The organism is Pseudomonas sp. A-RE-22 (assembly GCF_019956035.1).
GTDB lineage: Bacteria > Pseudomonadota > Gammaproteobacteria > Pseudomonadales > Pseudomonadaceae > Aquipseudomonas > Aquipseudomonas brassicacearum.
The window spans coordinates 24,082-50,798 of sequence record NZ_JAHBCZ010000015.1 but is presented as its reverse complement, the minus strand read 5'-3'; the positions used below and the strand labels follow the sequence as shown (position 1 = coordinate 50,798).

At 61.1% G+C, this 26,717-nt stretch carries 20 protein-coding genes and 1 tRNA gene; 1 reads left to right on the top strand and 20 read right to left on the bottom strand.

The genetic code is table 11. The annotated features are described in order from the left end of the window. Positions 1-15: 15 nt before the first annotated feature. The 19 genes from KGA89_RS09880 to rpsU form a co-directional block, all read right to left on the bottom strand. Positions 16-1,845 (bottom strand): alpha/beta hydrolase family protein, encoded by a 1,830-nt coding sequence (locus KGA89_RS09880; protein WP_223471406.1) that lies wholly within the window; start codon positions 1,843-1,845, stop codon positions 16-18. Further along, positions 1,811-2,980 (bottom strand): pyrroloquinoline quinone biosynthesis protein PqqE, encoded by a 1,170-nt coding sequence (pqqE, locus tag KGA89_RS09875; RefSeq protein ID WP_223471405.1) that lies wholly within the window; start codon positions 2,978-2,980, stop codon positions 1,811-1,813. The genes KGA89_RS09880 and pqqE overlap by 35 nt, the downstream gene beginning before the upstream one ends. Next, positions 2,952-3,227 carry a pyrroloquinoline quinone biosynthesis peptide chaperone PqqD gene (gene pqqD, locus KGA89_RS09870; RefSeq protein ID WP_204127318.1) on the bottom strand — a complete coding sequence of 92 codons (276 nt, stop codon included), beginning with the start codon at positions 3,225-3,227 and terminating at the stop codon, positions 2,952-2,954. Before pqqD ends, pqqE begins: the two co-directional genes overlap by 29 nt. Further along, positions 3,224-3,976 carry a pyrroloquinoline-quinone synthase PqqC gene (gene pqqC, locus KGA89_RS09865; protein ID WP_223471403.1) on the bottom strand — a complete coding sequence of 251 codons (753 nt, stop codon included), beginning with the start codon at positions 3,974-3,976 and terminating at the stop codon, positions 3,224-3,226. The genes pqqD and pqqC overlap by 4 nt, the downstream gene beginning before the upstream one ends. A gap of 104 nt (positions 3,977-4,080) precedes the next feature. Continuing rightward, positions 4,081-4,992 carry a pyrroloquinoline quinone biosynthesis protein PqqB gene (pqqB, locus tag KGA89_RS09860; protein WP_003206215.1) on the bottom strand — a complete coding sequence of 304 codons (912 nt, stop codon included), beginning with the start codon at positions 4,990-4,992 and terminating at the stop codon, positions 4,081-4,083. An 80-nt stretch (positions 4,993-5,072) separates the two neighbouring features. Continuing rightward, positions 5,073-5,147, bottom strand: coding sequence for a pyrroloquinoline quinone precursor peptide PqqA (gene pqqA / locus KGA89_RS09855; RefSeq protein WP_003177660.1), 75 nt, complete (start codon positions 5,145-5,147; stop codon positions 5,073-5,075). A 170-nt stretch (positions 5,148-5,317) separates the two neighbouring features. Next, the gene (gene pqqF / locus KGA89_RS09850) at positions 5,318-7,759 is read right to left on the bottom strand and encodes a pyrroloquinoline quinone biosynthesis protein PqqF (RefSeq protein ID WP_223471401.1); all 2,442 of its coding nucleotides are present in this window, start codon (positions 7,757-7,759) and stop codon (positions 5,318-5,320) included. A 62-nt stretch (positions 7,760-7,821) separates the two neighbouring features. Continuing rightward, on the bottom strand, positions 7,822-8,616 hold the full coding sequence (locus tag KGA89_RS09845; protein ID WP_223471399.1) for a carbon-nitrogen hydrolase family protein: 795 nt from the start codon (positions 8,614-8,616) through the stop codon (positions 7,822-7,824). Positions 8,617-8,628: 12 nt separating this feature from the next. Then, on the bottom strand, positions 8,629-10,311 hold the full coding sequence (locus KGA89_RS09840; protein ID WP_003206211.1) for a flavin monoamine oxidase family protein: 1,683 nt from the start codon (positions 10,309-10,311) through the stop codon (positions 8,629-8,631). A 277-nt stretch (positions 10,312-10,588) separates the two neighbouring features. Further along, the gene (locus tag KGA89_RS09835; RefSeq protein WP_018607342.1) at positions 10,589-11,050 is read right to left on the bottom strand and encodes an Lrp/AsnC family transcriptional regulator; all 462 of its coding nucleotides are present in this window, start codon (positions 11,048-11,050) and stop codon (positions 10,589-10,591) included. 36 nt (positions 11,051-11,086) lie between these two features. Further along, positions 11,087-13,369, bottom strand: a complete 2,283-nt coding sequence (locus KGA89_RS09830; RefSeq protein ID WP_223471398.1) for a hypothetical protein — start codon at positions 13,367-13,369, stop codon at positions 11,087-11,089. Between the two features lie 387 nt (positions 13,370-13,756). After that, positions 13,757-14,359 (bottom strand): protocatechuate 3,4-dioxygenase subunit alpha, encoded by a 603-nt coding sequence (pcaG, locus tag KGA89_RS09825; RefSeq protein ID WP_223471397.1) that lies wholly within the window; start codon positions 14,357-14,359, stop codon positions 13,757-13,759. Positions 14,360-14,371: 12 nt separating this feature from the next. Continuing rightward, positions 14,372-15,091 (bottom strand): protocatechuate 3,4-dioxygenase subunit beta, encoded by a 720-nt coding sequence (pcaH, locus tag KGA89_RS09820; RefSeq protein ID WP_223471448.1) that lies wholly within the window; start codon positions 15,089-15,091, stop codon positions 14,372-14,374. Between the two features lie 127 nt (positions 15,092-15,218). Beyond that, complete coding sequence (gene pcaQ, locus KGA89_RS09815) at positions 15,219-16,148, bottom strand: pca operon transcription factor PcaQ (RefSeq protein ID WP_057449628.1); 930 nt, start codon at positions 16,146-16,148, stop codon at positions 15,219-15,221. A gap of 188 nt (positions 16,149-16,336) precedes the next feature. Then, positions 16,337-16,413: transfer RNA gene (locus tag KGA89_RS09810), tRNA-Ile, on the bottom strand. Positions 16,414-16,428: 15 nt separating this feature from the next. After that, positions 16,429-20,172 carry a bifunctional diguanylate cyclase/phosphodiesterase gene (locus KGA89_RS09805; protein WP_223471396.1) on the bottom strand — a complete coding sequence of 1,248 codons (3,744 nt, stop codon included), beginning with the start codon at positions 20,170-20,172 and terminating at the stop codon, positions 16,429-16,431. Positions 20,173-20,299: 127 nt separating this feature from the next. Next, positions 20,300-22,147 (bottom strand): RNA polymerase sigma factor RpoD, encoded by a 1,848-nt coding sequence (gene rpoD, locus KGA89_RS09800; RefSeq protein ID WP_003206198.1) that lies wholly within the window; start codon positions 22,145-22,147, stop codon positions 20,300-20,302. 67 nt (positions 22,148-22,214) lie between these two features. Then, entirely contained in the window at positions 22,215-24,173 is a 1,959-nt protein-coding gene (dnaG, locus tag KGA89_RS09795) for a DNA primase (RefSeq protein ID WP_003206194.1), read from the bottom strand. Between the two features lie 479 nt (positions 24,174-24,652). Next, the gene (gene rpsU / locus KGA89_RS09790) at positions 24,653-24,868 is read right to left on the bottom strand and encodes a 30S ribosomal protein S21 (protein WP_002551877.1); all 216 of its coding nucleotides are present in this window, start codon (positions 24,866-24,868) and stop codon (positions 24,653-24,655) included. 199 nt (positions 24,869-25,067) lie between these two features. Between rpsU and tsaD the strand changes: the two genes are divergently transcribed. Next, a complete protein-coding gene (gene tsaD / locus KGA89_RS09785) occupies positions 25,068-26,093 on the top strand; it encodes a tRNA (adenosine(37)-N6)-threonylcarbamoyltransferase complex transferase subunit TsaD (protein WP_003206192.1) in 1,026 nt (341 codons plus the stop codon). Positions 26,094-26,101: 8 nt separating this feature from the next. Here the strand turns inward: tsaD and plsY are convergent, their stop codons facing one another. Continuing rightward, a complete protein-coding gene (plsY, locus tag KGA89_RS09780) occupies positions 26,102-26,671 on the bottom strand; it encodes a glycerol-3-phosphate 1-O-acyltransferase PlsY (RefSeq protein WP_003206189.1) in 570 nt (189 codons plus the stop codon). Between the last annotated feature and the right edge of the window lie 46 nt (positions 26,672-26,717).

Here is a 26,717-nt window from a genome sequence, read left to right as displayed (position 1 = left end):
CCCACAGTTTTTTGCCTAAAGGTCGCTATCCATCACCTTGCGATAGAACAACCACTCATGCTCCAGCGCATGGGCCTGGTTCGCGGCCTTGCGAAAACCGTGGCGTTCATCGGGATAGTAGTGCGCCTCGACCGCCACGCCGTTGGCTTGTAAAGCGTTGACCATGTCGCGGGTTTGCTGCGGCACGACCACGGCGTCCAGTTCACCCTGGAAAAAGATCACTGGCACGCGAATGTTCCCGGCGTGCAGCAGCGGGGTACGGGCGCGGTAACGCTCGACGTCTTGTTGCGGATCGCCAATCAACCAGTCCAGGTAATCACCTTCGAACTTGTGCGTAGCACGGGCCAGGGCGACAGGATCGCTCACGCCATAGAGGCTGGCGCCGGCGCGGAATACATCATGGAATGCCAGGGCGCAGAGCGTCGTGTAGCCACCGGCACTGCCGCCTCGAATGAACGCACGTCGGCCATCGGCCAAGCCTTGTTCGTCCAGATACGCGACCACCGCGCAGGCGTCCTCGACATCCACCACGCCCCAATTCAAATGCAACGCCTGCCGATAGGCCCGGCCATAGCCGCTGCTGCCGCGGTAGTTGAGATCGGCGACGGCAAAGCCACGCTGGGTCCAATACTGGATACGCGGGTCGAACAGGGGATAACAGGCCGAGGTGGGGCCGCCGTGAATGAACACCACCAATGGCGGCTTTGCGGGTGCGTTCATGGCTGGGTAGAAAAAACCGTGGGCCTCCCCTGACGTGGACGGATAGCGCAGGGTGCGAGGACGGCTGATCTGTTCGACGGGCAATGGCGTGACGCCGCCGGCCAGCACGGCCACTTCGTGGCTATGCCGCTCAATGGCAATGACCGCCGATGGCCGGGTCGGCGAGGCTGCAACGGCGTAGATGAACCGTTCATCCAGCGCCAGGCTGCGAAAGCGGGTGTAGGGGCCGGTGAAGTCTTCATCGACATCGTCACCGTGGCATAGACCCAGGCGCCCGAAACCTGCTTCGGTCCAGCTGGCCAGGTACGTGTGTTCGCCCAGCGGCAGCCAGGTGCAGCCAGCCAGTTGCCACGGCGCTGGGGCGTGATCGGCTTGGGCGGCAGGCAGCGGTTCCAGGCCCTGGGCCGATTCCCTCCAAGGCTGCCAATAACCGCCGCGATCAGTCAGGCAATAAAGACGACTGGCCGCATCGAAGCGTGGTTGCTGGATGGACTCCTCTTCACCGTTGCCCGCGACACAGCGCGGCGCACCCCACCCCGTAGCGTTGCGCTCAGCCAGCATCAAGCGCGTTGCGGTCCAGGGTTGATGCGGACGGCTCCACTCGATCCAGGCGAGCCGTTGACCGTCCGGGCTCAGGGTCGGTGAAGCATAGAAATCTGCACCTTCGGCCAGCAGATGCCGCTGATGATCCGCCAAGCCGATCGACACCAGCCGATGCTGGTTGGCCTGTTCTTCCACCGCCAATACCTGGCCGTCGGCGAAGCCTAGATCCCCATAACGGCAGTCACCCGAGGTCAGCGCCACGGGGTGTTCGTCGTTCAGGGATTGGTGGTACAGCTGCTGGTCGGCCTCATTGACGAACAGCACACCGTCGTGGCTCAGGCAGAATGATCCACCGCCGTATTCATAGACCCGGCTGCGCGCGCTGAACCCGTCCGGTGTCAGGCAGCGGGGTATGGCGTCTTGCCAATGCCAGATCCGGCAGGCGCCGTCTGCGGGGCGGTATTCATTCCAGAACAGGCCCAACGGCCCGAGCTGCAGTTCGGCGAAGTCGGTGCCGGCGGCGACGGCCTGGGCGGCGCTGAAAGGCTCAGCCTTTGGCGATGAGGCGCGAGTTTCGTTCATTGCGAAAGGCCAATTGTTCAATGGTTTGCGTAGCGTGCTCAGCGTCTTCCCGCGCCTTGAGAATCACACCGTGATGTTCGGACTTGCTGCACACCGGGTCGGCGTTGCTGGCGTCGCCTGTGAGCATGAACGCCTGGCAGCGGCAGCCGCCGAAGTCCTTCTCCTTTTCATCGCAGGAACGGCACGGTTCGCGCATCCAGTCATAACCGCGGAAGCGGTTGAAGCCGAACGAGTCGTACCAGATGTGCTGCATGCTGTGGTCGCGCACGTTGGGAAATTGCACCGGCAGCTGGCGGGCACCGTGACAGGGCAATGCCGTGCCGTCCGGCGTGACGGTGAGGAAAATGCTGCCCCAGCCATTCATGCAGCCCTTGGGGCGTTCTTCGTAGTAGTCCGGCGTGACGAAGATCAGCTTGCACGGGTTGCCTTGCGCTTCCAGCTTGGCGCGGTATTCGTTGGTGACACGCTCGGCGCGTACCAGTTGCTCCCGGGTGGGCAGCAGGCCGACGCGGTTGAGCTGCGCCCAGCCGTAGAACTGGCACGTGGCGAGTTCGACGAAGTCGGCTTCCAGGGCGATGCACAGCTCGATGATGCGATCGATCTTGTCGATGTTGTGCCGATGGGTCACGAAGTTCAGCACCATCGGATAGCCGTGGGCCTTCACCGCCCGGGCCATTTCCAGTTTTTGCGCGAAGGCTTTCTTCGAGCCGGCCAAGAGGTTGTTCACCTGCTCGTCGCTGGCCTGGAAGCTGATCTGGATATGGTCGAGGCCGGCCTTCTTGAAGTCGCTGATTTTCTGCTCGGTCAAGCCGATGCCGGAGGTGATCAGATTGGTGTAGAAACCCAGCTTGCGCGCCTCGCCGATCAGCTCGGCCAGGTCCTGGCGCACCAGCGGCTCGCCGCCGGAAAAACCCAGCTGCGCGGCGCCCATCTCGCGGGCTTCGCGAAAGACCTTGAACCACTGCTCGGTGCTCAGCTCCTGGCCTTGCTCGGCGAAGTCCAGCGGGTTGGAGCAATAGGGGCATTGCAGCGGGCAGCGATAGGTCAGCTCCGCCAGCAACCACAGCGGCAAGCCGACCTCAGGCTTGGGCGGCAGACCGGTGGTGTCAGGCAAGTTCGATCCAATGCTGTGCACGGGCGACCTCCATGAATTGCTCGATATCGTCACCGAGTTCCGGCACGTCGGGAAACTGCTTCGCCAACTCGCCGATGATGGCCGCGACATCCCGTTCACCGTCGATCAGGCCACCGATCAGCGAAGCGCTGTCGTTCAGCTTGATCATGCCTTCAGGATAGAGCAGCACGTGGCCTTTCTGGGCCGGTTCGTACTGGAAGCGATAGCCGGGGCGCCAGCGCGGGGTTTTGCTGCGATCGAAACTCATAAGGTGATCCCTTTGTGCCACACCCGTTGCCCGGTCACGCTGTGGTAGGGCGGGCGGTTCAATTCGTAGGCCATGCTCATGGCATCGAGCATGCTCCAGAGGATGTCCAGTTTGAACTGGAGAATCTCCAACATGCGCTCCTGACCTGCGCGAGTGGTGTAGTGCTGCAAGGTGATCGCCAGGCCATGTTCCACATCACGCCGGGCCTGGCCCAGGCGGGTGCGGAAGTATTCATAGCCGGTCGGGTCGATCCATGGGTAATGCTGGGGCCAACTGTCCAGGCGCGACTGGTGGATCTGCGGGGCGAACAGTTCGGTCAACGAGCTGCTGGCGGCTTCTTGCCAGCAGGCCCGGCGGGCGAAGTTGACGTAGGCATCCACCGCAAAACGCACTCCGGGCAGCACCAGCTCCTGGGAGCGCAGTTGATCGGGGTCCAGGCTCACCGCCTGGCCCAGCCGCAACCAGGCTTCGATGCCGCCGTCTTCGCCGGGAGCGCCGTCGTGGTCGAGCAGGCGCTGGATCCACTCGCGGCGGATTTCCCGGTCCGGGCAGTTGGCCAGGATCGCGGCATCCTTGAGCGGGATATTCACCTGGTAGTAAAAACGGTTCGCGACCCAGCCCTGGATCTGCTCGCGAGTCGCGCGGCCTTCATACATCGCCACGTGATAAGGGTGATGGATGTGGTAATACGCGCCCTTGGCACGCAGGGCGGCTTCGAACTCGGCGGGGGACAGGGGGGTGTCAGTCATTTTGGTTCTCCGGGAAATGCCCGTGGGTTCTGTGGCGTCAGGGCTGGCCCCATCGTTGGATCGCCGCCCGGAGCAAGCTCGCTCCCACAATCGTTCCGCCCTCCTTACAACTCAATACTCATTCCGTCGTAAGACACTTCAATCTTTCGACGTACAAGCTCTGCCCGCTCGGGCGAATCTTCGTCCAGGATCGGGTTGGTGTTGTTGATATGGATAAGGACCTTGCGCGGCCCAGGCACTTGTTCCAGTACTTCCAGCATACCGCCGGGGCCATTCTGGGCCAGGTGGCCCATTTCCCGGCCAGTGCGGGTGCCGACGCCACGGCGCTGCATTTCATCGTCGTCCCACATCGTACCGTCCACCAACAGGCAATCGCTGCCGGCCATGATCTCCAACAACGACTCGTCGACCTTGCCCAGGCCCGGGGCATAGAACAGCTTGCCGCCCGTGCGCAGGTCTTCGACGATCAGCCCGATGTTGTCGCCCGGATGCGGGTCGAAGCGATGCGGTGAATAGGGCGGTGCGGCGCTGCGCAGGGGCAGCGGGGTGAAGCGCAGGTTCGGGCAGGCGGCGATGGTGAAGCTCTGGTCGAGTTCGATGCGATTCCAGCTCAACCCGCCGTTCCAGTGGGTCAGCATGTTGAACAGCGGAAAGCCCGTGCTCAGGTCTTCATGGACCATGTCGGTGCACCAGACTTGATGTGGGCAACCTTCACGCAGGCTGAGCAGGCCGGTGGTGTGGTCGATCTGGCTGTCCATCAGGATGATCGCGCCAATGCCCGTGTCGCGCAGGGCCCGGCCCGGCTGCATCGGGGCGAAGGCCTGGAGCTGGGCGCGAATGTCCGGGGAGGCGTTGCACAGCACCCAGTTCACACCGTCATCGGACAGGGCGATGGACGATTGGGTGCGCGCCTGGGCCCGCAGGCTGCCGTCGCGAAAACCTGCGCAATTGGCGCAGTTGCAGTTCCACTGGGGGAAACCGCCACCGGCGGCAGAACCTAGAATCTGGACGAACATGGCTGCTCCATCTGCAAACCGAAATAAAAACGCCTCGGCTGGCCGAGGCGTAGTGCTGCGTGCTTAACCGCCTGCAGCATTCAACGGCTGGCGAAGTACATGGTGACTTCGAAACCGATACGCAGGTCGATATATGCGGGTTTGGACCAGGACATGGGAATACTCCTTTGGTTGGGATGCTTTCGTTAGATAGAACGGTTGAGACCTATACATATAGTCCACCTCCGTTCGGAGATGTTCAGATGCTTAGGCGCCTATGTTACTAAATCTGACATCTTCGTTCGCCGCGATTCTCGAAGAAAGCTCATTACGGCCCCTGCAATGATCATTGCGCCGCTTGCCAGCGCTCTCCCGGGCAGGCTCCGTTGCTCAGGCAATACCATCCCCCTTCAGCCTCGATCAGGCGTTGGGCGGCCATTTGTAGCTGGGTGCGATCCAGGCACACGATGGCAGCGGACAGTTGCTCAAGATAATCCGACGGGCGGTCGGCCAGCTTGCCCTGCCAGAGCAGTTCGGCGGCCTGGGCGCAGGGCAGGGCGGTGCTCTGGAGTTGGGCGGCAAGCGCCTGCTGCTGGCCGGTCAGGGAGACATCATCGAGCTGCTGGAGCAATGCTGGTAACCCGAGCAGGAACTGTTCGATGTGGACGCTCAGTTGCGTCGCAGACAGGCTGGGTGATTGGACGCCGAACAACACCCCGGTTTGCCCGTCGATCTGCTTCAACCCACTGAACACCGCATAACCCAACTGCAACTCCACGCGCAGGCGCTGGTAGAACGGCGTCTGACACAGCTGTGCCAGCAGCCGCCAGGTGGCTTCGTCGGCCAGCGTCGGGGTGGCTGTCGGGCAAAACAACAGCACGGCCGGTTCTTCGCCGTGAGTCTGGAGCTCATGCCAGAGGCGTTGCCCGCGAGGCGCCGGCGCCAGGTCGGCTTCATCGCTGGCGGTGCCCGGCACCCGGGCCAACGCTGGGCCCAACGCCCCTTGGGTGGCCGCCGACAGGCCGATGGACAACCCGTCCCATCGGGCCGTTATCCACACACTTTGGTCGCTGTCGGGCACTGGTAACGCCGACGCTTGCCGGTTGTGACGGCAGTGATCTGGCAGCGCCTTCAACAGATGCCGAATCGGCATCGGCGGGGTTTCGTGGCTGGCCAGGGCCATTGGCAGTGGTTGCGCAAGCTTCGTCAGAACGTGTTCGAGCACCAACGGTATCGGCGCCTGTAAACCAACCAGTTTCAGTAGCCATTGATGACCGGAGGGCTCGAAGCTGACGTCCACGCCGGCCTGGCGAGCATCCTCTCGCACATCCTGCAGGTGTCGGTCGAGCCTGGATTGAAAGTCGAGCGGTGCCTGGGTTGTCAGTTGCCAACGCAGGTACACCGCGCCTTCACGACCGTTGTCTGGCAGCGCCTGGCTGAACTGCATGGGCGAGCGTTCCCGGCGACCCCGGGAGCGATCCTGGGCGAAGGTTCGCAAGCCGCGATGGGCGCTGGTCTGGCCGCGTATCAGCCCGGCGCGGGGCGCTTCGCTTGGCGTTTGCAGGAACGGATTGGGCGCGGGCAGTTGCCATTGTCCCGCGACGTTATCGGCAGGGTGCAGTTGCTTGAGGATTTCCCTGAGCCTCACGAGGTCGTTTGCCAACAGCGGCTCGTCACGTCCTTCACAATCCCAGCGGGCCAACTGCAAGGCCGATCCTGTCTCCTGCCGGCGCAGCAACAGTGCGGTGAACTCCTGGCGCAACGGCGCCCAGTCGTCCTGGGCGGCAAAGAACCCCAGCCAGTCGTGCAGCAACGGCTGGATCTGCGTCGCTGTCTGGGCGTTGGCGTGCTTGAATTCGATGTGCAGCAGCGCCTGCCCGGCAAACTCATACAGCGCGGTGGCCTTGAGGCTGTCAGCCAGGCCGCGCTGACGCAATGTGGCGAGCAAGCCGCCCGGTTTGCTGGAGTTCAGCCACGTACACAGAAAATCCAGGGCTTGAGGCGAGGCGGCAGGCAGGTCTTCGAAGGCGAACAGCAGATCAAGGCAACCCTCGCGGGCCTGTTGATAACTCGTCTGGGACGATGCCATCAGCTTTGGCGGTGCCGGCCTGGCAAGCGCTTCGCCGGCAGGTATGTGGTTGTCGAACTGTTCAGCCAGCGCTTTCAAGGCGTCGATGCTTTGCGGGCCGGCCAGGCTCAGGGTCATCTGGCCGCTCTGGTAGAAGCGGCGATAGAAGTCGTGCAATGCGCTTTGGAATTCGGTTTGGGTCACTGCCAGGCTGTCGCGATTGCCGGCATGAAAACCCCGCAGCGGATGGGACGCCGACAGGCCGTCATGCAAGGCAAGCTGTCGCTGGGCTGCAGCATCCTGGGACCAGGCGATGAACTCGGCGTGCAGCACTTCCCGTTCGCGCAACTGATCGGCCTCATCCAGGCGTGGGTGAGCGAGCATGTCCCCCAGTCGTTCCAGTCCGTCGGCGAAGGTTGCGGGTGGCAATTCGAAGAAAAAATCCGTGGTGCGTTCGCTGGTACGTGCATTGACCTGGCCGCCGTGCCGCTGCACGTAGGCCATCAGGTTCTCCCCAGCGGGAAAGCGCTCGGTGCCGAGAAAGAACAGATGTTCGAGCAAGTGCGCCAATCCCGGCCAGGCCAGGGGCGCGTCATGGCTGCCAGCCGCGACTCGCAGTACTGCAGCGCTGCGCTTGAGGCCTGGGACGTGACGCAATGTCACCTGCAAGCCGTTGGCCAGGGTTTCAGTGTGGGGGCGGAGGGAGTCGGGGGCCGGCATGAGCGCTTCCAGAACAAAGATGCGCTCATGCTAGCGGATTAGGCCGCGTTCTCAATCCTCAATCAGTGTTTGTGCAGATCGTTGTAAAGCTCTGGGCGGCGATCGTGCAGGTAGTTGTAGGCCGCGCGGGAGTCTTCCATCAGTTGTCGATCCAGTTCTCCGACGATCAAGGCCTCATCCAGCCCCGCAAGGGCCGGGCGGCTGCCATTCGGTGCGGCGATACTGCTTTGGCCGCAGTACTGCAATTCACCTTCGTGGCCGCAGTAGTTGGCGTACGCCACGAAACACTGGTTCTCGATGGCCCGGGCTCGCACGGTGACGTCGGCGATGAACTCGTAGGGTTGCATGTTGGCGGTCGGCACCAGGATCAGCTCGGTACCGGCCAGGGCCAAGCGGCGGGCATTTTCCGGAAATTCCAGGTCGTAGCAGATCAGGAGGCCGAGCTTCCAGCCGTTGAGCTCCACGATGGGCAATGCGGCGTCGCCGGCGCTGAACATGGCGTGATCGAGGTCACCGAACAGGTGGCTCTTGCGGTAGTTGGCCAGGCGCTCGCCCTGGGCGTCGATCAGCTGCACGGCGTTGTAGATCTGCCCGTCTTCGCCGCGTTCAGGGTAGCCGTAGACAATCGCCAGGCCGGCGGCCTTGGCAATGCGGGCGATCTGTTGCGCCCATTCGCCGTTGTAGACCTCGGCCAATACATTCACCGCGTCGACGCCGATGTTGTAGCCGGTCATGAACATCTCCGGCAGCACCAGCACATCGGCGCCCCTGGCTTCCAGCGCCACCTGGTGCAGGCGTTGCAGGTTGCCGGCCGGATCCAGTGGCAGCGGTGGGCATTGGTAGAGGGCTACACGCATCGAAAACTCCTTTTATTCGGGCAGGGCGATCGGACCGATCTCGTGGAACACATCACCTGGACCCGGGTTCTCGGCGTGAGTTTCACCGCCGAAGTGTTTCATGATCCCCCACACGGCATTGAGTGAGGTCTGTACCGCGCCTTCGACCCAGGCCGGTGTCCATGAGACGTCATCACCAGCGATAAAGATCCCGCGTTGTTCGGCCGGCATGTCGTCCTGCATGAAATGCGCATACATGCGCTGGTTGTAACGATAGTGGCCGGGCAGGGCGCCCTTGAATGCGCCGAGGAAATGCGGGTCGGCTTCCCAGGACACGGTGATCGGATCGCCGATGATCCGGGCGGCGATGTCCACCTTGGGATAGATTTTCTTCAGGGCATCGAGGGCCAGCTTCACGCGTTTTTCCACCGGGTGCGGCAGCATTTTCAGCGCGTCGCTCATCCAGGAATACGAGAGGCAAATCACCCCTGGCTTGTCGTCCCCGTTGTCGAACAGATAGGTGCCACGGGTAAGACGGTCGGTCAGGGTCATGCTCATCAGGTCGCGGCCGGTCTCCGGGTCCTTGTCCTTCCAGAATGGCCGGTCGACCATCACGAAGGTCTTCGACGATTGCATGTAGCGGGTGCGGTCCAGGGCCATCCACATTTTTTGCGAGAACAGCGCTTCTTCACATTCGATCTGGGTGGTCAGCAGCCAGCTCTGGCAGGTGACCAGCACCGCGGCGTACTCGCGGGTGTTGTCCCAGACGTCGGTCACGCTGAATCGGCCATCAGCCGCACGGGCGATGCGCTTCACGCCGCTGCGTGGGGCGCCCAGGTGCAACGAATTCAGGCTGGTCCCTTGCGGCCAGTGCACGCAGCGTTCCGGCACGTGGTTCCAGATGCCGTGGGGCACCTGCTCGACGCCGCCGACCACCAAATGCTGGTGGTCGTCGCAGTTGGTCATCACGACACGGAAGATTTCCAGCATCGAATTGGGGAAGTCCGAATCCCAGCCGCCGGTGCCGAAACCGACCTGGCCGAACACTTCGCGGTGCTGGAAAGAGAGCTTGGCAAAGGCCTTGGAGGTGGCGACGAAGTCGTAGAAGGTGCGGTCGTCCCACAGTGGCACCAGGGTGTTCCACAGCTCCTTGAGGCGTGGCACGTCGCGGTCGCGGATCGCCTGCTGGATGTCGCCGAAACGCGAGCCATCCTCCAGCGCATCAGCCCAGGCGTCGGCAACTTCCTGGAACAGTGCGGGAAGGTCCGCCAGTTTCTGCGCGTAGTAGGTCTGGCCTTCCAGGTCGATGACCGTGCTGCCGGACGCCGGGGTCAGCGGGTTGGGGAACGGTTTGGTCTCCAGGCCCAGCTTGTCGACGTAATGGTAGAACGCGGTGGAGGACACCGGAAAACGCATGCCGCCCAGCTCGGCGATCACCCCCTCGGCGCCATTGAATGCTTGTGAGCGCAGGCGCCCACCCATCTTCGACGCCTCGTAGACCACGGGCTTGAGACCCAGCTTCATCAGCTCGTACGCCGCCACCAGACCGGCGATCCCGGCCCCGACGATCGCCACTTCGGTACCGTGGTTGTGGGCGGGAATGCTGCCCAGGCCAGCCGGATGCTCGATCCAGTCGTCAAAGGCGAAAGGAAAGTCCGGCCCGAAAATGGTGATGGGCTTCTTACCGTCTGCTGGGTGGCGATTGTTCTTGTTCATGGCTGACCTTGATGGACGACTCGACGCGGTGTTCGCGTCTGAGTATAGGAAAGATGCCAGCCATTCTAGGGAGGGTGGAACACGTTAATAAGACACAATATGTCGTCGTTTTGAGCGTGGGTCAGTCATTTTGACCTATTCGTAAATCATAATGACGAAACCGGTCCCCTGTGGGAGCGAGCTTGCTCGCGATAGCGTCGGTTCAGTCAGCACTTTCATGGGCTGACAGACCATCATCGCGAGCAAGCTCGCTCCCACAGGTTAAGTGACGCAGGGCTTAGACTGGCTGGCCTCGATCGATCTTGCTGCTGAGGATGATCGAGGTGGTGGTCTTCTCCACGCCGTCCACGCTGCCGATCTGGTCCAGCAACTGGTCCAGCTGTTCCGGCGAGTCCGTGCGCAACCAGGCGACATAGTCGAACTCACCGCTGACCGCGCACAGCTGCTGTACCTGGGCCATGGCGCTCAAGCGCCGCAGCACGTCCTTGCCGGAACGCGGCTGGACCTTGATGCCGACGTAAGCCTGCAAGCCGCCGTCAATCACTCGTTGCCCCAGGCGCACGCCATACCCGGTAATCACCTTGGTCTTTTCCAGGCGTGCCAGCCGCGAGGTCACGGTCGTGCGGGCGATACCCAATTGCCGGGCGAGCATGGCGACGCTTTCCCGGGCGTTGATTTGCAGCGCCGCGATCAGCTGCCGGTCGATTTCGTCGAGGACGGGAGGGCGGGTGTCAGTCAAAGTGGGCTCCGGCGCAGGCATTCGATGGCGAGCATGTTACAGGCTCTCACGTGCGAAATAGCCAATGGCAGGCAAAGCCAGTGCGCGCCAGGCGGAGGCCAGGTGTACCTGTGAAGTCCTGAACCAGAAACCGTCCTGGCAAACCAGCTGTTCGGTGGGCAACTGCAACAAGAGATGCAGTGAGAACGACTGCACCGAGCCTGAGTCGTCATCATCTTGCGCTTCCCAATCGCGCTCGAAACACCGTACATGCAGCTGCCCGGCGTCGAAGCTTTCAAACAGCGGCCGGTTGCCCAGCCACTGCGGATGCACCCGCAACGTGTGTTCCTGGACATCCAGGAGCAGTAATTGCCAGCCTCGATAACTTCCACACTGTTCTGTCACATCGGTCGCCATACAGGTCAGGGCCAGGTAACGGCTATCCGTCGACCAGATCATCGACGGTGCCAGGTCGACCAACGCGCAGCCTGAGGCTGTCAGCAAATGGCCTCCGAGCCGGGGCGTCTGCTCACGGACCCAACTGTCGGCATATTCCGTTTCGCTGCCGAACAGCCAGGCGGCGTCCTGATGGTCGGGGGCGGGCTGGATGAAGTCACCGTCGGCGTTGGCCACTTGTGGACAATCCACCAGGCGCCAGGGAGCAACGCGGTGCAGTTGTGAGTCGGTCACCTGCAGGTCCACAGTGTTGTAGAACAGCCGGGATTGCTCGTTGGGATGAAAGAACGAAGGGTCGCTGCCGATCGGCGGCGCCGGGATGTTGAAGCGTTGCAGCGCGCTGCTGTCCAGGTCGTGGTCAAGACGACCGGCCACCACTGCCAGACTCAACTGGCCATCCCGAAAATCGAGTATTCGTTCCACCCACATGGCGGGCCCTTCCAGCAGGCGTCGATCCTGCACGTCTGCAATGACCGCATGGGTGGCCACTGTCGTTGAGTCTGCAAAGGGCAGCAGTGCCAGGTAACGCCCGCAGTCAGAGACGCGATGATCCAGCAGCCACCTGCCTGGCAAGTGCCAATCACCGATCTGGCTGCGATAACCGCCAAGCCCCTCGCGATTGTCGCAAAGCCAGATGAGCTGAGCGCATGCGCCACCCAGCATCGGTTGCGTCTCGATGTACGAGTCACCGCGCAGGCCCCGGCTGTCCAACGGCATCACAATGGCCGTGCGGGTCAGTGTGAATTCAGCGACGTTTACCCGACCCTGGGCGTCATGACCGGCCTGGGTTTCGGTGTCGCTATGAATGCTGTCCAGACGGTAGCCATACCGGCCGGAACCCGGTCTTGGATAGTCGAGGTACGCACCGATATGCACATGGAGCGCATCGAGGCTCAGCAACTCATGCCAGTAGAAGGACGGTTCAGTAGCACTCTTCACCCACGGCAACGGCAAGGCGCGCCAGCCTTTGTCCAACTGCCACAACCAATACTGGTCGCCATCTGCTTGAGGATCACGCGCCTGGGCCAGGCACACCAGGGCGCGTTGATCGCTGCTCCACACCAACGGTGCGTCTGCCGCCATCAGCAGGTTGGAGGTTTGTCCGTTGACGCTGACGGTATAGCGTGGCGAAAGCAGGGGATCCAGTGGCTGGGCCAGGTCACCAAAGGTCGAGGGCAAAAAAATATTGCCCTGTAGGCATTGCCGGCCATCAACGGAGCGTCGTTCGAAGGTTTGCTCAGGGTGACAATCGGACTCCAGCCACAGATCGCCGACAGGCACCAGGGGGGTGACGCTGGCCGTTTGCAACAGCTCATCGAGCCGGGTTTCGCGAACGCTGTTATCCACCAGTGGGCTATGGCGTCCGCTTAACAGGTCGAGGTCAAAAGCGTCCAACTCCCAGAGTTCGCTGTCGGCGCAGCGGTACAACTGGCGTTGCTGACGGTCGAGCACCACCAATCCCCATGCCTGCCGGGACGGTACCGGTGCCGCGAAATAGCGCCCGTCGCTGGAGAACACGGCCGAAGAGCCCAGGCCTTGCAGGAGCACGCCGTCGGGGAACAGATAGTCGCAATAAGTCGGGCCGCCCATGGCGATTTCGCCGTGGTTGAACGCTCGGATCGGCTCGCCTTCAGGGGTCAGCAGCGGTTCGTTTCCGCCCCAGGCACTCGGCCCTTTGCTGGAAATGGGTGTCAACCCAAGGCGCCTCTCCCAGCTGCTGACGCAGGCGAGCCCGACCATGATGCCGACGATCGCTACCAAGATGCCCCACCACTCAGGCAACGCCCGGCCCAGGCTGAAACCCAGGCCAAACACAGCGCCGACCGTCAGCCGGGCGATGCCTCGGCCCATTGCCAAAAAGCCCAGGCGGGCGGCAAGCCCCATCAGCAGCCCGAGGCATACCACCGCCAGCAAAGCCAATGGGGGCGGCAGCAAGGTGACGAAAAAGGCTGGCGCCAGCAGGATGCCGAGTTGCCAGAACAGTTCAAGAAACAGTCGAGAGAGGCTGGGGCTGGCGATGATGGGCGTCTCAGTGAGGAAGCTGCAAGGGCTTAGGCGTGGGGAGGGTGAACGTCACAGAGTATTACTACAGGTGAGTACAGGGGCAAGGGCGGGGAGCGGTTGGCTGCCAGAGTTGTTATGGCGATCAAAAAACCGTCAGCCTTCAAAGCTGGATTCGACAAAAAACCAGACCCTGATGGGTCTGGTTTTAGGGGCGGGCGGCATCTAAACAACCCGAGTGCTCACGTCCCGGCACTGTACAAGTGGCGATTAAAAATCGAAGAACACCGTTTCTGATTCACCCTGCACATGAATGTCGAATCGATAAACCAACTTGCCATCGAGCGTGGAGCGCTTGGCAATCAGGGATTCGCGACGCGGCGACTGCTCGATCAGACCCAGGATGGGGTCCACGGCGTTCGCCTCGGATTCATCGTCGAAATACAGGCGGGTCTGCAAGTGAATGTTGATCCCGCGAGCAAACAGGGAAACGTTGATATGCGGGGCCATGGGAAAACCTGCGGCGTTCTTCACTGTGCCGGGTTTTACGGTCTTGATGATCCACGTTCCGTCTTCGGCGGTGGCAGTACGGCCAAAACAGTTGAAGGGTTTTTCCAGATCGTATGCGCTGTCGTAGACGCCTTGCGGATTCGCCTGCCAGAACTCCAGAAACGCGTCACGAATCAAATGGCCGTTGCCGTCATGAACGTGGCCAATCAGTACGATGTGCTCACCTGGCGCGCCAGGCTTGGCCATTTCATTCCAGATTTCCTGTTCTCGCGGCGGATTACCAGCCGCCTCCAGCGCCAAGCCGATATGCACATAAGGGCCGGCAGTTTGCGAAGGGGTTTCAGGCAGAAGTTGAACGGACATGCGCATGCCTCCTCAGCGGTTTTCGAAGTGGGTCTTGCGCTGTCCGCGCAGAACAATATCAAAGCGATAAGCCAGGCAATTCATAGGATTGGCCATGCTCATATCAAGCTTGGCGATCAGGCTCTGCACCGCTTCCTGATTCGCGATCGTCTTTATGATCGGACACATGGGAATGAGCGGATCGCCTTCGAAATACAGTTGAGTTATCAAGCGCGTGGAAATGGACGGGCCACTGATGGAGACATGGATGTGGGCCGGCCGCCAGTCATTGGGTCCGTTGCGCCATGGGTAGGGCCCCGGTTTGACCGTGCGGAAGCTGTAGTTGCCGTCACGGTCAGTCAGCGCGCGGCCGACCCCGCCGAAATTTGGATCAAGCGGCGCCAGATAGCTGTCTTTCTTATGCCGGTAACGACCGCCCGCATTGGCTTGCCACATTTCCACCAAGGTATGGGGAACCGGTTTGCCGAATTGGTCACAGACCCGGCCCGCGACGATGATGCGTTCGCCGATGGGCAAGCCGCGGTGATTGAAATTGAGCAGCAGATCGTTATCGTGCTGGCCCATTTTCAGATGGGAAAAATCCGGCCCGCTGGTTTCCGACAGCGACTGGGGAATACTCACCAGGGCCTGGAGCGGTGAACGCAGGATCGAAGTCTTGTAGTCAGGTGTCAGGGCTTTGGGGTGCCAATTACGGTTACGAATGACGAAGCGGCTGTCATGCGCATCAGACATGTCGATTTTTCCTATTGTTATGGTTTGGCAAAGGCAAGCGCTGCGTTGGCAGCGACTGGTAGCCCAGTTTCCTCTTGCGCGGCCCAACCAAAAATTGAAAAAACCGACTTGATCCATATCCAAATGGTTATGGATATTTTCCTTCGAGGTATTCCTGCCCGACTTCGCGAAGAACCTCCATGCACCACTGTGCCTGGGGTGTCACCGGCAACGCGGGATTGGTGCACAGCCCCACGGAACCGCCTGGTTCCCGTGCCCCTAATTCCAGCTCCACCAAAGCGCCTTGTTTCAAGTCCTGCCGGACCGCGTCGAAAGGCGCAACCCAGATGGCCTGGCTGCATTGTACGTAGCGTCGACTCAACGCGACCGATAGGGTTTCAAGGCGTTGGCGTGATGGGGTAATGCCGTGCTGAACAAACAGGGCGTCGGCGAATTTACGGATGGTCGTCCCCGCCAATGGAAGCACCCAGGGATAGTCTTCGAGATTCCTGTGCCCCTGTGGATTCGCGAGCACAGGATGGTCGTTGCACACCACCAGGGTCATGGACTCGCTGTAGAGGTGTTCGAACGCCAGCCCATGAATCAATGGGCTATCGGTCATTCTGCCAACCACCAGGTCCAATTCACCGACGCGAAGTTGCGATAGCAAATGGGCACTGGGGCCGGTCACCACACTGATTACCAGGGCCGGATGTCGAGCATGCAGTCGACAGACAACCTCAGGGACCAACAGGCTTTCAACCGTGGACAGCACGCCAACGCTAATGGCAACGGGCTCGTGGACACCAGCGCGCAGGCTGTTGACCCCCTCGCGCAGCGCTTGCACGCTCGGCCCCGCATATCGCAGAAAAGCTGCGCCGGCTTCCGTCAGCGTCGCCCCCTTCTTGCTTCGTTCGAACAGCACGGCGGCCAGCAACGTTTCCAACTCCTTCAACGTCTTGGAAAGCGCCGGTTGGCTGATTGCCAGTTTGTCTGCCGCACGGGCCAGGCTTCCCTGGCGCGCCACTTCGAGAAAACACACCAGATGACGGAATTTGATGCGTGTGTCGATGTTCAATCGGGTCGCTGCCTTCAAGGGACTTGGGATGCGCAGTGTTTGTGCTGCGGGTTGCAACGCCTGAAGGCGACAGTGGGAGGCTCGTCGGGGACTACCTGTTTGCAGAGCCGTTTATGAAAACCTTCGCCTGGTGCGCAAAGTCCACAGTCTCAAAAACGACAAAGCCGCGCAATGCGCGGCTTTCGAATTGGTGGGCCCACACGGACTTGAACCGTGGACCAAAGGATTATGAGTCCTCTGCTCTAACCAACTGAGCTATAGGCCCTCAGTAGGCCGCGGATTATAACGACGGTTTCTCGGCTGTGCTATCCGAAAAATCCGAAACGGTCATGCGAAGAAACGTTGCGGCAAACTCATCGGCGCACAGAGGCAGGCTGACGATGTAGCCCTGGATCTGTTCGCAACCTTCTTCGGTCAGGAATTGCTGCTGGGCCAGGGTTTCGACGCCCTCGGCGATGATGGTGAATTGCATGCTGCGGCCCAGGGCGATGATTGCCCGCACGATGGCCGCGTCGTGGGGATCGTCGGGCAAGCCGCGGACGAAGGATTGGTCGATCTTGAGGATGTCCAGCGGCAGGCGCTTGAGGTAACTCAGAGAGGAATAGCCCGTGCCGAAGTCGTCGATGGCCAATTGCACGCCGAGTTTTTTCAGCTGGTGCAGCACCGTCAGGGCCTCTTCGGCCTGGCTCATGATGAAGTTTTCGGTAATTTCCAGTTGCAATAAGCCGGGTTCGAGCTGGTTCTCGCGCAGCAGTTGTTCGATGCGCCCCAGTAGATTGGGTTGGCGCAGTTGGGCCCCGGCCAGATTGACCGAAAGGGGGCCGAGGCTGTCGTAGGCGTCATTCCATTCGCACAACTGCCGGCAGGCGCGCTCCAGCACCCAGTCGCCGATTTGCAGGATCATGCCGTTTTCTTCCGCCAGAGGGATGAAGTGTTCCGGCGGCACGTCGCCGAACGTGGGGTGCGTCCAGCGGATCAATGCTTCGGCACCCACCAGTTGGTTGTCGATGAGGCTGATTTTGGGTTGGAAGGACAATGACAACTCGTTGCGTTCAATCGCCCGCCGTAGCTCGTGCTCCAAGGCCACTCGCTCGCTGGCCTGGGCGGTGAGGTCGCGGGTGTAGCTTTCCACCCGGTTGCGTCCCTTGGCCTTGGAGCGGTACATCGCCGCGTCGGCATTCTTCACCAGCGTGGCGACGTCACAGCCGTCCTGCGGGTAGAGACTGGTGCCGATGCTGGCACTGATGAAGAACTCGTGCTCGCCGGCCTGGAACGGCGCGCCAAAGCAGTTCAACAGTTTTTGGGCGATGTGCTCGGCGTCGCTGGGCTGTTGCAGGCCCGGCAGCAGGATAATGAACTCGTCGCCGCCCAGGCGCGCCACGGTGTCGATGTCGCGCAACTGCTCGCGCAAGCGTACGGCAATGCCCTTGAGCAACAGGTCGCCGACCGGGTGCCCGAGGCTGTCATTGATGTGCTTGAAGCGGTCCAGGTCCAGGAACAGCACGGCGCCCTGACCACCGTTTTCCTGCTGGCCATTGAGAGCCGCCAGCAAGCGGCTTTCGAACAGCGTGCGATTTGGCAGGCCCGTCAGCGGGTCGTGGTGGGCCTGGTAGTCGAGCCGGGCCTGGGCGTGTTTGAGGCTGGAGATATCGGCGAAGACCGCGACGAAATGGGTGATCTGTAGGTCCCGATTGCGCACTGCGCTGATGGTCAGCCAACTGGGGTACAACTCGCCGTTCTTGCGCCGGTTGGAGATCTCTCCTTGCCAGTGCCCTTCGGCCGTCAACTGGTGCCACATCGCGGCGTAAAACGCGCTGTCGTGCAGGCCGGAAGCCAACAACCGAGGTGTATGGCCCAAGGCTTCGGTTTCGCTGTAGCCGGTGATTTCGGTGAAGGCTCGGTTCACCGCGCTGATGTGCTGTTGCGTATCGGTGATCAGCACGCCTTCGGCCGTGCTTTCGAATACGGTGGCGGCCTGTTGCAGTTTCTCCTGCATGAGATGGCGTTCGGTGATGTCCCGGGCGATGGTCAGCATGCAGTCTTCGTTGCCGATGGGTAGCGGGCGACTGGAGACTTCGCAGAGCCGGATCTGCCCGTCGTTGCGACGGATATGGCAACTGAAGTCCCTGACGAAGCCGTCCCGCTTCAGCAGGTCCAGCATCTGCTTTCGCTCGTTGAGGTTGACCCAGATGCCCAGGTCCAGGGTAGAGCGGTCCACCGACAGGGCACTGTTGAAACCGGTAATGCGGCTGAAGCCTTCGTTGACTTCGATCAGCAGGCCGTCGCTTTGCCGGGACAACAACAGGCCATCGGGCGAGGCATGGAACGCCTTGGCAAACTTCTCTTCGGATGTCTGCAATTGCTGCTGGGTTTCCTTGAGCTGGCTGATGTCCCGCACCACCACGACCAGGGCTGGCGTCGTGTCGAGATCGAAGGGCTCGGCAGAGATCAGTCCGGTGAACACCTGGCCGTTGCTACGGCGAAAGGGCATTTCCAGGTTGCGAATGCTGCCGGCCTGCAAGCGCTGCAACAGGGCCGGCCCCACGCCTTGGATGCCCCAGATATTCAGTTCGGTTGCGTTGCGTCCCACCACCTCGGCGGCACTCAGGCCGACCTGTTCTTCGAAGGCCTTGTTGACCTCCAGCAGACAACCGTCCAACAGCCGTGCAATCACCAGGATGTCCGGGCACTGGCGGAACACCGAGGCAAATTTCTGCTCCGAAAGGCGCAGTGCTTCCTCGGTGCGCTTGGCTTCGCTGATGTCGATCATCAGCCCACGCATAACCGGTTCGTGCCCGTGTTCGATCAGGCTGACAATATCGCGCACCCACAGGCAGCGGCCGTCGGCGGTGATCACGCGATAATCGATGCAGTGGTCGCGACCCGCCAGCACTTCATGATCGCAGTAGGTCTGGGCACGGATCAGGTCGGCGGGATGAATGATGTTGCGCCAGAAGCCCGGTATCAGCCAATGGGAAAGGGGATAGCCCAGCAAGTCTTCGGCGTGGGGCGACACGTAGCTGTAAGTGAAGTCGCTGACCCTTGCCTCCCAGGCGATGGCTGACAAGCTCTCTACCAGCCCACGGTAATGGTATTCGCTGCTGCGCAGTTCCTGTTCCAGCTCGACCCGCCGGGCGATTTCCGAGCTCAGTCGGCGGTTGATGCGAATCACCACCGCCAGTATGCCGACCAGGAGCAGCAACGCAGGCAGGCCGTAAAGCAGCAAGTCTGACCAGAGCTGGCGGTAGTCATGTACATTGCCAACCCATTTCTGCTGGATCTCGGCAACTTCGGCCGGGCTCATGTCCGCCATGACCTTGTCCAGGATGCCCACCAATATCTTGTTGTCTCGAGGGACGGCCATTGCCAACTGATAGCGATACGGTGTTTCCCCGCTGACATAAAGGCCTTCGAGCTTGAGTTGACGCAGGCTCCAGACACTGGAGGCCAGATCTCCCACTACCGCGTCCACCTCGTCGGTTGCCAGGGCTTGCAGGGCTGAACTGACGTTGGGCAGCGCCACGAGGTTCAGGTCGGGATGGTGGTTGCGCAGCAATTCATGGGGGGCATAGTTCTCCACCACGGCGATTTTCAGCCCGTACAGCTCCTTGAGGTTGTGCGGCTGGGCGCCACCGCGATGGGCCAGGATGACAATGGGGAAATCCAGGTAAGGCCGGGTAAACGCCAGGTAATTCTGGCGTTCCGGCGTGGACATGATGCCCGGCAAAAGGTCTATCTTTCCCTGTACGACCTGCTCCAGCACGGCGGTCCAGCTGGCTGGCTCGATGGGGGTGAGCTTGATGGCCAGCCGTTCACGAATGATCTCGACGTAGTCGGCAGCCAGGCCCTGATAGCGGCCCTGGTCGTCACGAAACTCAAACGGCGGCCATGAGGCATCGACACCCAGGCGCAGGTCTGGGTGGTCCTTGAGCCAGCGGAGCTCCTCGTCGGTGAGCGTCAACGCGCCAGCTGTTGCGGTCCAGGTCATCAATGACAGCAAAAGCGCGGCCGTCAGTCTGGGCATCACTGTCTCGACATGGCTTGGGGAGGATGATTCGAGTGTAGACGGGCAACAGGGTGCTGAGGAGCGTAACGAAGGGGATTTTATCTGTGCATAACAAAACCCCCGGCAGGGCCGGGGGTTTTGAAGGTCACTCGTCGAGGAAGGAGCGCAGATGCTCGCTTCGCGTCGGGTGGCGCAGTTTGCGCAACGCCTTGGCTTCGATCTGACGAATCCGCTCACGGGTTACATCGAACTGCTTACCGACTTCCTCAAGGGTGTGGTCGGTATTCATGTCGATGCCGAAGCGCATGCGCAGTACCTTGGCTTCACGGGCAGTGAGGCCGGAGAGTACTTCGCGAGTCGCTTCCTTGAGACTCTCGACAGTGGCAACATCGATCGGAGACTGCATGGTGGAGTCTTCGATGAAGTCACCCAGATGGGAGTCTTCGTCATCACCGATCGGGGTTTCCATGGAGATCGGCTCTTTCGCGATCTTCAATACCTTGCGGATCTTGTCCTCAGGCATTTCCATGCGTTCGCCCAGCTCTTCCGGCGTCGGTTCGCGACCCATTTCCTGCAGCATCTGCCGGGAAATACGGTTGAGCTTGTTGATCGTCTCGATCATGTGCACCGGGATGCGGATGGTGCGGGCCTGGTCGGCGATCGAGCGAGTGATCGCCTGACGGATCCACCAGGTGGCATAGGTCGAGAACTTGTAGCCGCGACGGTATTCGAACTTGTCCACCGCCTTCATCAGGCCAATGTTGCCTTCCTGGATCAGGTCGAGGAATTGCAGGCCGCGGTTGGTGTACTTCTTGGCGATGGAGATCACCAGACGCAAGTTCGCTTCGACCATCTCTTTTTTCGCGCGACGGGCCTTGGCCTCGCCGATCGACATGCGACGGTTGATGTCCTTGATCTCGGCGATGCTCAGGCCAGTCTCGGCCTCCAGCGCACTGAGCTTCTGCTGGCAACGAACGATGTCCGGTTGCAGGCGGGCAATGGCTTCGGCGTATTTGCTCTTGCCCTTGGCCAGTGCATCGGTCCAGCTTTCGTCGACTTCGTTGCCAGGGAACTGGCGCAGGAAATCGGCACGCGGCATGCGGGCGTCACGCACGCAAAGCTGCATGATCGCGCGCTCTTGCTGGCGCAAGCGATCCAGGGCACTGCGAACACGCTCGACCAGGCCTTCGAATTGCTTCGGTACCAGCTTGATCGGCATGAACAGCTCGGCCAGTGCCAACAGCTCGGCAATCGCCTGCTTGTTGTTGCGGCCGTGCTTTTTCAGCGCCTTGCGGGTGATTTCCATCTGGTCGGCCACAGCGCCGAAACGCTGTGCTGCGATGACCGGATCCGGACCGCTTTCGGCTTCTTCCTCGTCGTCGCTCGCTTCGGCCTCGTCGTCATCGGTGTCGTCGTCGGCCTTGACGGCTTTCGCGTCGATCGGTGGCGGCACTTCGGCGGCAGGCGGCGCAATGCCGTCGTCCGGATCGATATAGCCGCTCAAGACGTCGGACAGGCGGCCACCTTCGGTGGTGACGCGGGTGTACTCGGAGAGAATATGGTCAACCGTGCCAGGGAAGTGCGCGATTGCGCCCATCACTTCACGGATGCCTTCTTCAATACGCTTGGCGATTTCGATTTCGCCTTCACGTGTGAGGAGCTCTACCGTACCCATTTCACGCATGTACATGCGCACGGGGTCGGTGGTGCGACCAATGTCGGTCTCGACCGCTGCCAACGCTGCGGCCGCTTCTTCAGCGGCCGCCTCGTCGGTATCGGCGTCGGCCAGCATAAGGGCATCCTTATCTGGAGCAACCTCGAATACGTTGATCCCCATGTCGTTGATCATGCGGATGATGTCTTCCACCTGTTCCGGATCTGAAATATCCTCCGGCAGGTGGTCGTTGACCTCCGCGTAAGTCAGGTAGCCCTGCTCACGACCCAATAGGATCAACTCTTTGATACGAGACTGCTGTTGCGCTTTTCCGGACATAACACCCTATCCACTGAAGGTCTTGGCGGGCAAAAAACAAGCCGAGGATTATACCTGAGCTGTGACCTCACGCGCCAGTTGAGGTCGGGTTTGATGCGCAAACATTGCGGCTGAGTAAGTCGCGCAATTGGTTTTTCTCTTCGCTGGTCAACTCGCTCTGACGAGCTTTTCGCAGAAGTTGTTCCAGGTTTCGCTCGCGTTGGCGGGCGGATAAGCTAGTAATGGTGTCGAAAAACTGTTGTTCAAGGTTGTCTCCTTCAATCAGCCATTCCTTCTCGGCCAGGGCCTTCAACAGACGCCCCTGCTCGGTGCCGTGCCACCGTGCAATCAATTGGAAAGAGTTTAGCTTGGGGTTCTTCTGCACGGCTTCAAGGAGTGCAACCAGCAATTGCGTATTGCTGTGGTCCTCGGCGGCGAAGTGCCCGGCGTCCTCTACTTTTTCTGCCAGTTGCGGGTGATGCAGCAAGGTGCGCAAGGCGGCCAGTGTTGGTGGTTCGACGGCGGCCGGCACGCGCGGGGCACGTGGCTGGTCGCGATCGCCGCGCTTGCCGTTCTTGTCCCAGGGTTTCTTGTCCCATTTCTTGCCGCCACTGCCGGGTTTTTTCGGTGTCCATTCCTGCTGGGGGGCGTAATCCTGTTGGGGTTGATGATAGTCGGCGAAATCCGGCATCGCGTCGTAATCGACGCCCGGGTCATAAGCCGGTGGCGCCTCCTGGGGGGCGCTGTGCACCAATTGATTGACCGCTTCGCTGTTCAGGCCGGTGATCTCGGTCAGGCGCTGGCGCATGAGTGTGCGCAGATTGGCACCGGGCACCTTGTCGATCAGCGGTGCTGCGAGGGTGGCCATGTGGGCCTTGCCTTCGAGGGAGCGTGGATCGGCTTCTTCGGTCAATTGCTGGAAAAAATAGTCGGCCAACGGTTGTGCGTGCTGGTTGATCCGCGCACGGAACGCGTCGGTACCTTCGGAGCGCACCAGGGTGTCCGGGTCCTCGCCCTCGGGCAGGAACAGGAAGCGTGCCCGGCGTCCGTCCTGCAGGCACGGCAAGGTGGCCTCCAGTGCGCGCCAGGCGGCGTTACGGCCGGCCTGGTCGCCGTCGAAGCAGAACAGCACGTTGGGCACCACGCGAAACAGGCGCTTCATGTGCTCTTCGCTGGTGGCCGTGCCCAGGGTCGCCACGGCGTTGCGCAGGCCTTGCTGGGCCAGGGCAATAACGTCCATGTAGCCTTCGACGACAATGATTTCATCAAGATTGCGGTTGTTCTTGCGTGCTTCGTACAGGCCATAGAGTTCCTGGCCCTTATGGAACACCGGGGTTTCCGGGGAGTTCAGGTATTTCGGCTTGTCGTCCCCCAGCACCCGGCCACCAAAGGCGATGATCCGCCCGCGTGTGTCGCGGATCGGAAACATGACCCTGTCGCGGAAGCGGTCGTAGCGCTTGCCGGTTTCGGCATTTTCAATCAGCAGGCCGGCGTCGATCATGGCGCGCTGTTGCAGCGTATCGCTGCTTAGGTGCTTGTACAGGTTGTCCCAGCCGGGCGGGGCGAAGCCGAGGCCGAAGTCCCGGGCGATTTCGCCGGTCAGGCCGCGGCCCTTGAGATAATCCACCGCAGCCTTGCGTGCCGGATGGCTTTTGAGGGCCTGGCGATAAAAATCCGCTGCCGCTGTCAGCAGTGGGTAAAGCGGAGAATCGGTCGGTTGGCGTGGCTTGTGCTGTCGACCGCTTTCCTCGCGGGGTATTTCCATGCCGGCGGCTTTGGCCAGTTCTTCGACGGCCTGGGGGAAGTCCAGGTTGTCGTGGTCCATGATGAAGCCGAGGGCATTGCCGCCAGCGCCGCAGCCGAAGCAATAGTAGAACTGCTTGTCGGGGCTGACGCTGAAAGAAGGCGTTTTTTCTTTATGGAACGGGCAGCAGGCCGTGTAGTTCTTGCCCGCTTTCTTCATTTGCAGGCGAGAGCTGACCACGTCGACGATGTCGGTGCGGTTCAGGAGGTCGTCAATAAAGCTCTGGGGAATCAGCCCGGCCATGGCGTTCTCATCATCACTGCGCGAAATATGGACCCGAAATCGGCAGGCGTAACCGGGGCTGGGTTTGAGGCACGCTAAATCGGTGGCTCGACCGGGTCGTCTGCATCATCGCTGTCGGGAAGTGTATCTGCCGATAATCCACTGACGTTAATAACTATCAGTATTCGACTGTTTGAATGTGTTGCGCTGAATCCGGTAACGGCCGTTCAGGCCTCGGATAGCTCATGAAGCGGACACGCGGGCAGGTGCCTTGGGCTGATCGTCGTTAGAGGAATCAGGGTGTGCTCGTCGGTAGCCTTGGAAGGCTCGTCAGGAAAGACGTGCACCGCTGGCAAAAGAGCCAGGTCTGACGCGGTGAAGCAGGTTGTCTTGGTCGCGTCTGCGGCTTTGACGGTGAAGCATCAAGCGTTATTCCGCAAATGCCATAAGCCCGGCTTGAAGGCCGGGCTTGGCAGAAGCTTGCTACGGACGTCTGTGTATTAGTACAGACGTACGGCGCGGCGCTGTTCGCGCTGAACTTTCTTGGCGTGACGCTTAACAGCGGCTGCTGCCTTGCGCTTACGCTCAGAAGTCGGCTTCTCGTAGAATTCGCGGCTACGAACCTCAGCCAGAACACCGGCTTTTTCGCAGGAGCGCTTGAAACGACGCAGAGCTACGTCGAAGGGTTCGTTCTCTTTTACTTTGACGGCTGGCATCCAGAGCTACCTTCATTCATTACCGGGGTCAACATCCTCGCGGCAAAAGAGCACTTGAAGACGTCGGTTTTTAAGGGTTGCGGATGTTAACCCCTCAACGCTCGGAATGCAAAGCCTCTGATCGAAAACCGCTGGTCGGGGCACAACGCGGCGACTATTATGCGCGCCTTCGAATTCAGCCTCTACAAGGCGCAAACCCATGCTAGTACTGGGATTAGAAACCTCCTGCGACGAAACCGGTGTCGCACTTTACGACAGTGAACGTGGCCTGCTGGCCGATGCGCTGTTCAGCCAGATCGACCTGCACCGTGCCTACGGCGGGGTGGTGCCCGAGCTTGCCTCTCGCGATCACGTCAAGCGCATGCTGCCCTTGATCCGCCAGGTCCTGGCCGAAGCCGGCTGCGTGCCGACCGAGATCGACGGCATCGCCTACACCGCCGGCCCGGGCCTGGTGGGCGCGTTGCTGGTGGGCGCCTCCTGTGCCCAGGCGCTGGCCTTTGCCTGGGGGATTCCGGCCCTGGGCGTGCATCACATGGAAGGCCACCTGCTGGCGCCGATGCTGGAGTCGCAACCGCCGCAATTTCCGTTCGTCGCTTTGTTGGTATCGGGCGGCCATACGCAGCTCATTCGGGTCGATGGCATCGGCCAATACGAGTTGCTCGGCGAGACGCTCGATGATGCTGCCGGCGAAGCGTTCGACAAAACTGCAAAAATGATGGGCCTCAATTATCCCGGTGGGCCGGAAATCTCTCGGCTTGCGACGCAAGGGGTCGATGGGCGCTTCGTGTTCCCGCGGCCAATGTGCGACCGTCCCGGCCTCGATTTCAGTTTCAGCGGGTTGAAGACCTTTGCCCTGAACACCTGGCAGCAGTGCGTCAGCGTCGGGGACGACAGTGAGCAAGCCCGTTGCGACATCTCACTGGCGTTCCAGCAGGCCGTGGTGGAGACTTTGACCATCAAGTGCAAGCGTGCCCTCAAGCAGGCCGGGCTCAAGCGCCTGGTGATCGCAGGCGGCGTGAGCGCGAACAAGGCCTTGCGGACATCGCTGGAGAAAATGCTCGGCGACATGAAGGGCGACGTTTACTACGCCCGGCCGGAGTTCTGTACAGATAACGGCGCGATGATTGCCTTTGCCGGTTGTCAGCGCTTGCAGGCCGGCCAGCACGAAAGCCTGGCGATCAGCGTACAGGCGCGCTGGCCGATGGAGCAGTTGGCGCCGCTGTGAAACGTCATTTAAAAATGCCGTTCGCGCCCGGCGAACAGGTCGCGTAGATTGCCCCGGTGACGCCAGACGATCAGCGCAACCAGCGCGGTCATTGGCAGCAAGGCCGCCGGTTCCTGCCAGGCCAGCAACGGCAGGGTCAGCGGTGTGGCGATCAGCGCGGCCAGGGAGCTGGTGCGGGTCAGGTAGAACGTCAGCAGCCAGGCACAGACAGCCAGCAGGGCGGCGGGTGGGTACAGGCCCAGCAGCATGCCGGCGGCGGTGGCGACACCCTTGCCGCCACGAAAGCGAAAGTACAGCGGGAATAGATGGCCGATGACGGCGCAGACGCCGATCCAGGCCTGTTGCTGCAACGAGAGCCCTGCGAGGCTGGCGATCAATACCGGGACAAGGCCTTTGCAGAGGTCGCCCAGCAGGGTCAGGATGGCGAGTTTGCGTCCGGCCAGGCGCAGCATGTTGGTGGCGCCGGCATTGCCCGAGCCACTCATTCGCGGATCCGGGCGACCGGTCAGGCGGCTGAGCAAAATGGCGAAGGACAGCGAGCCGAGCAGGTAGGCGAGAATCGCCAGTAACCAAAACATGCTAACTATTCCGGGCGAGGACGCCCTGATTCTAACGGCGCATTGC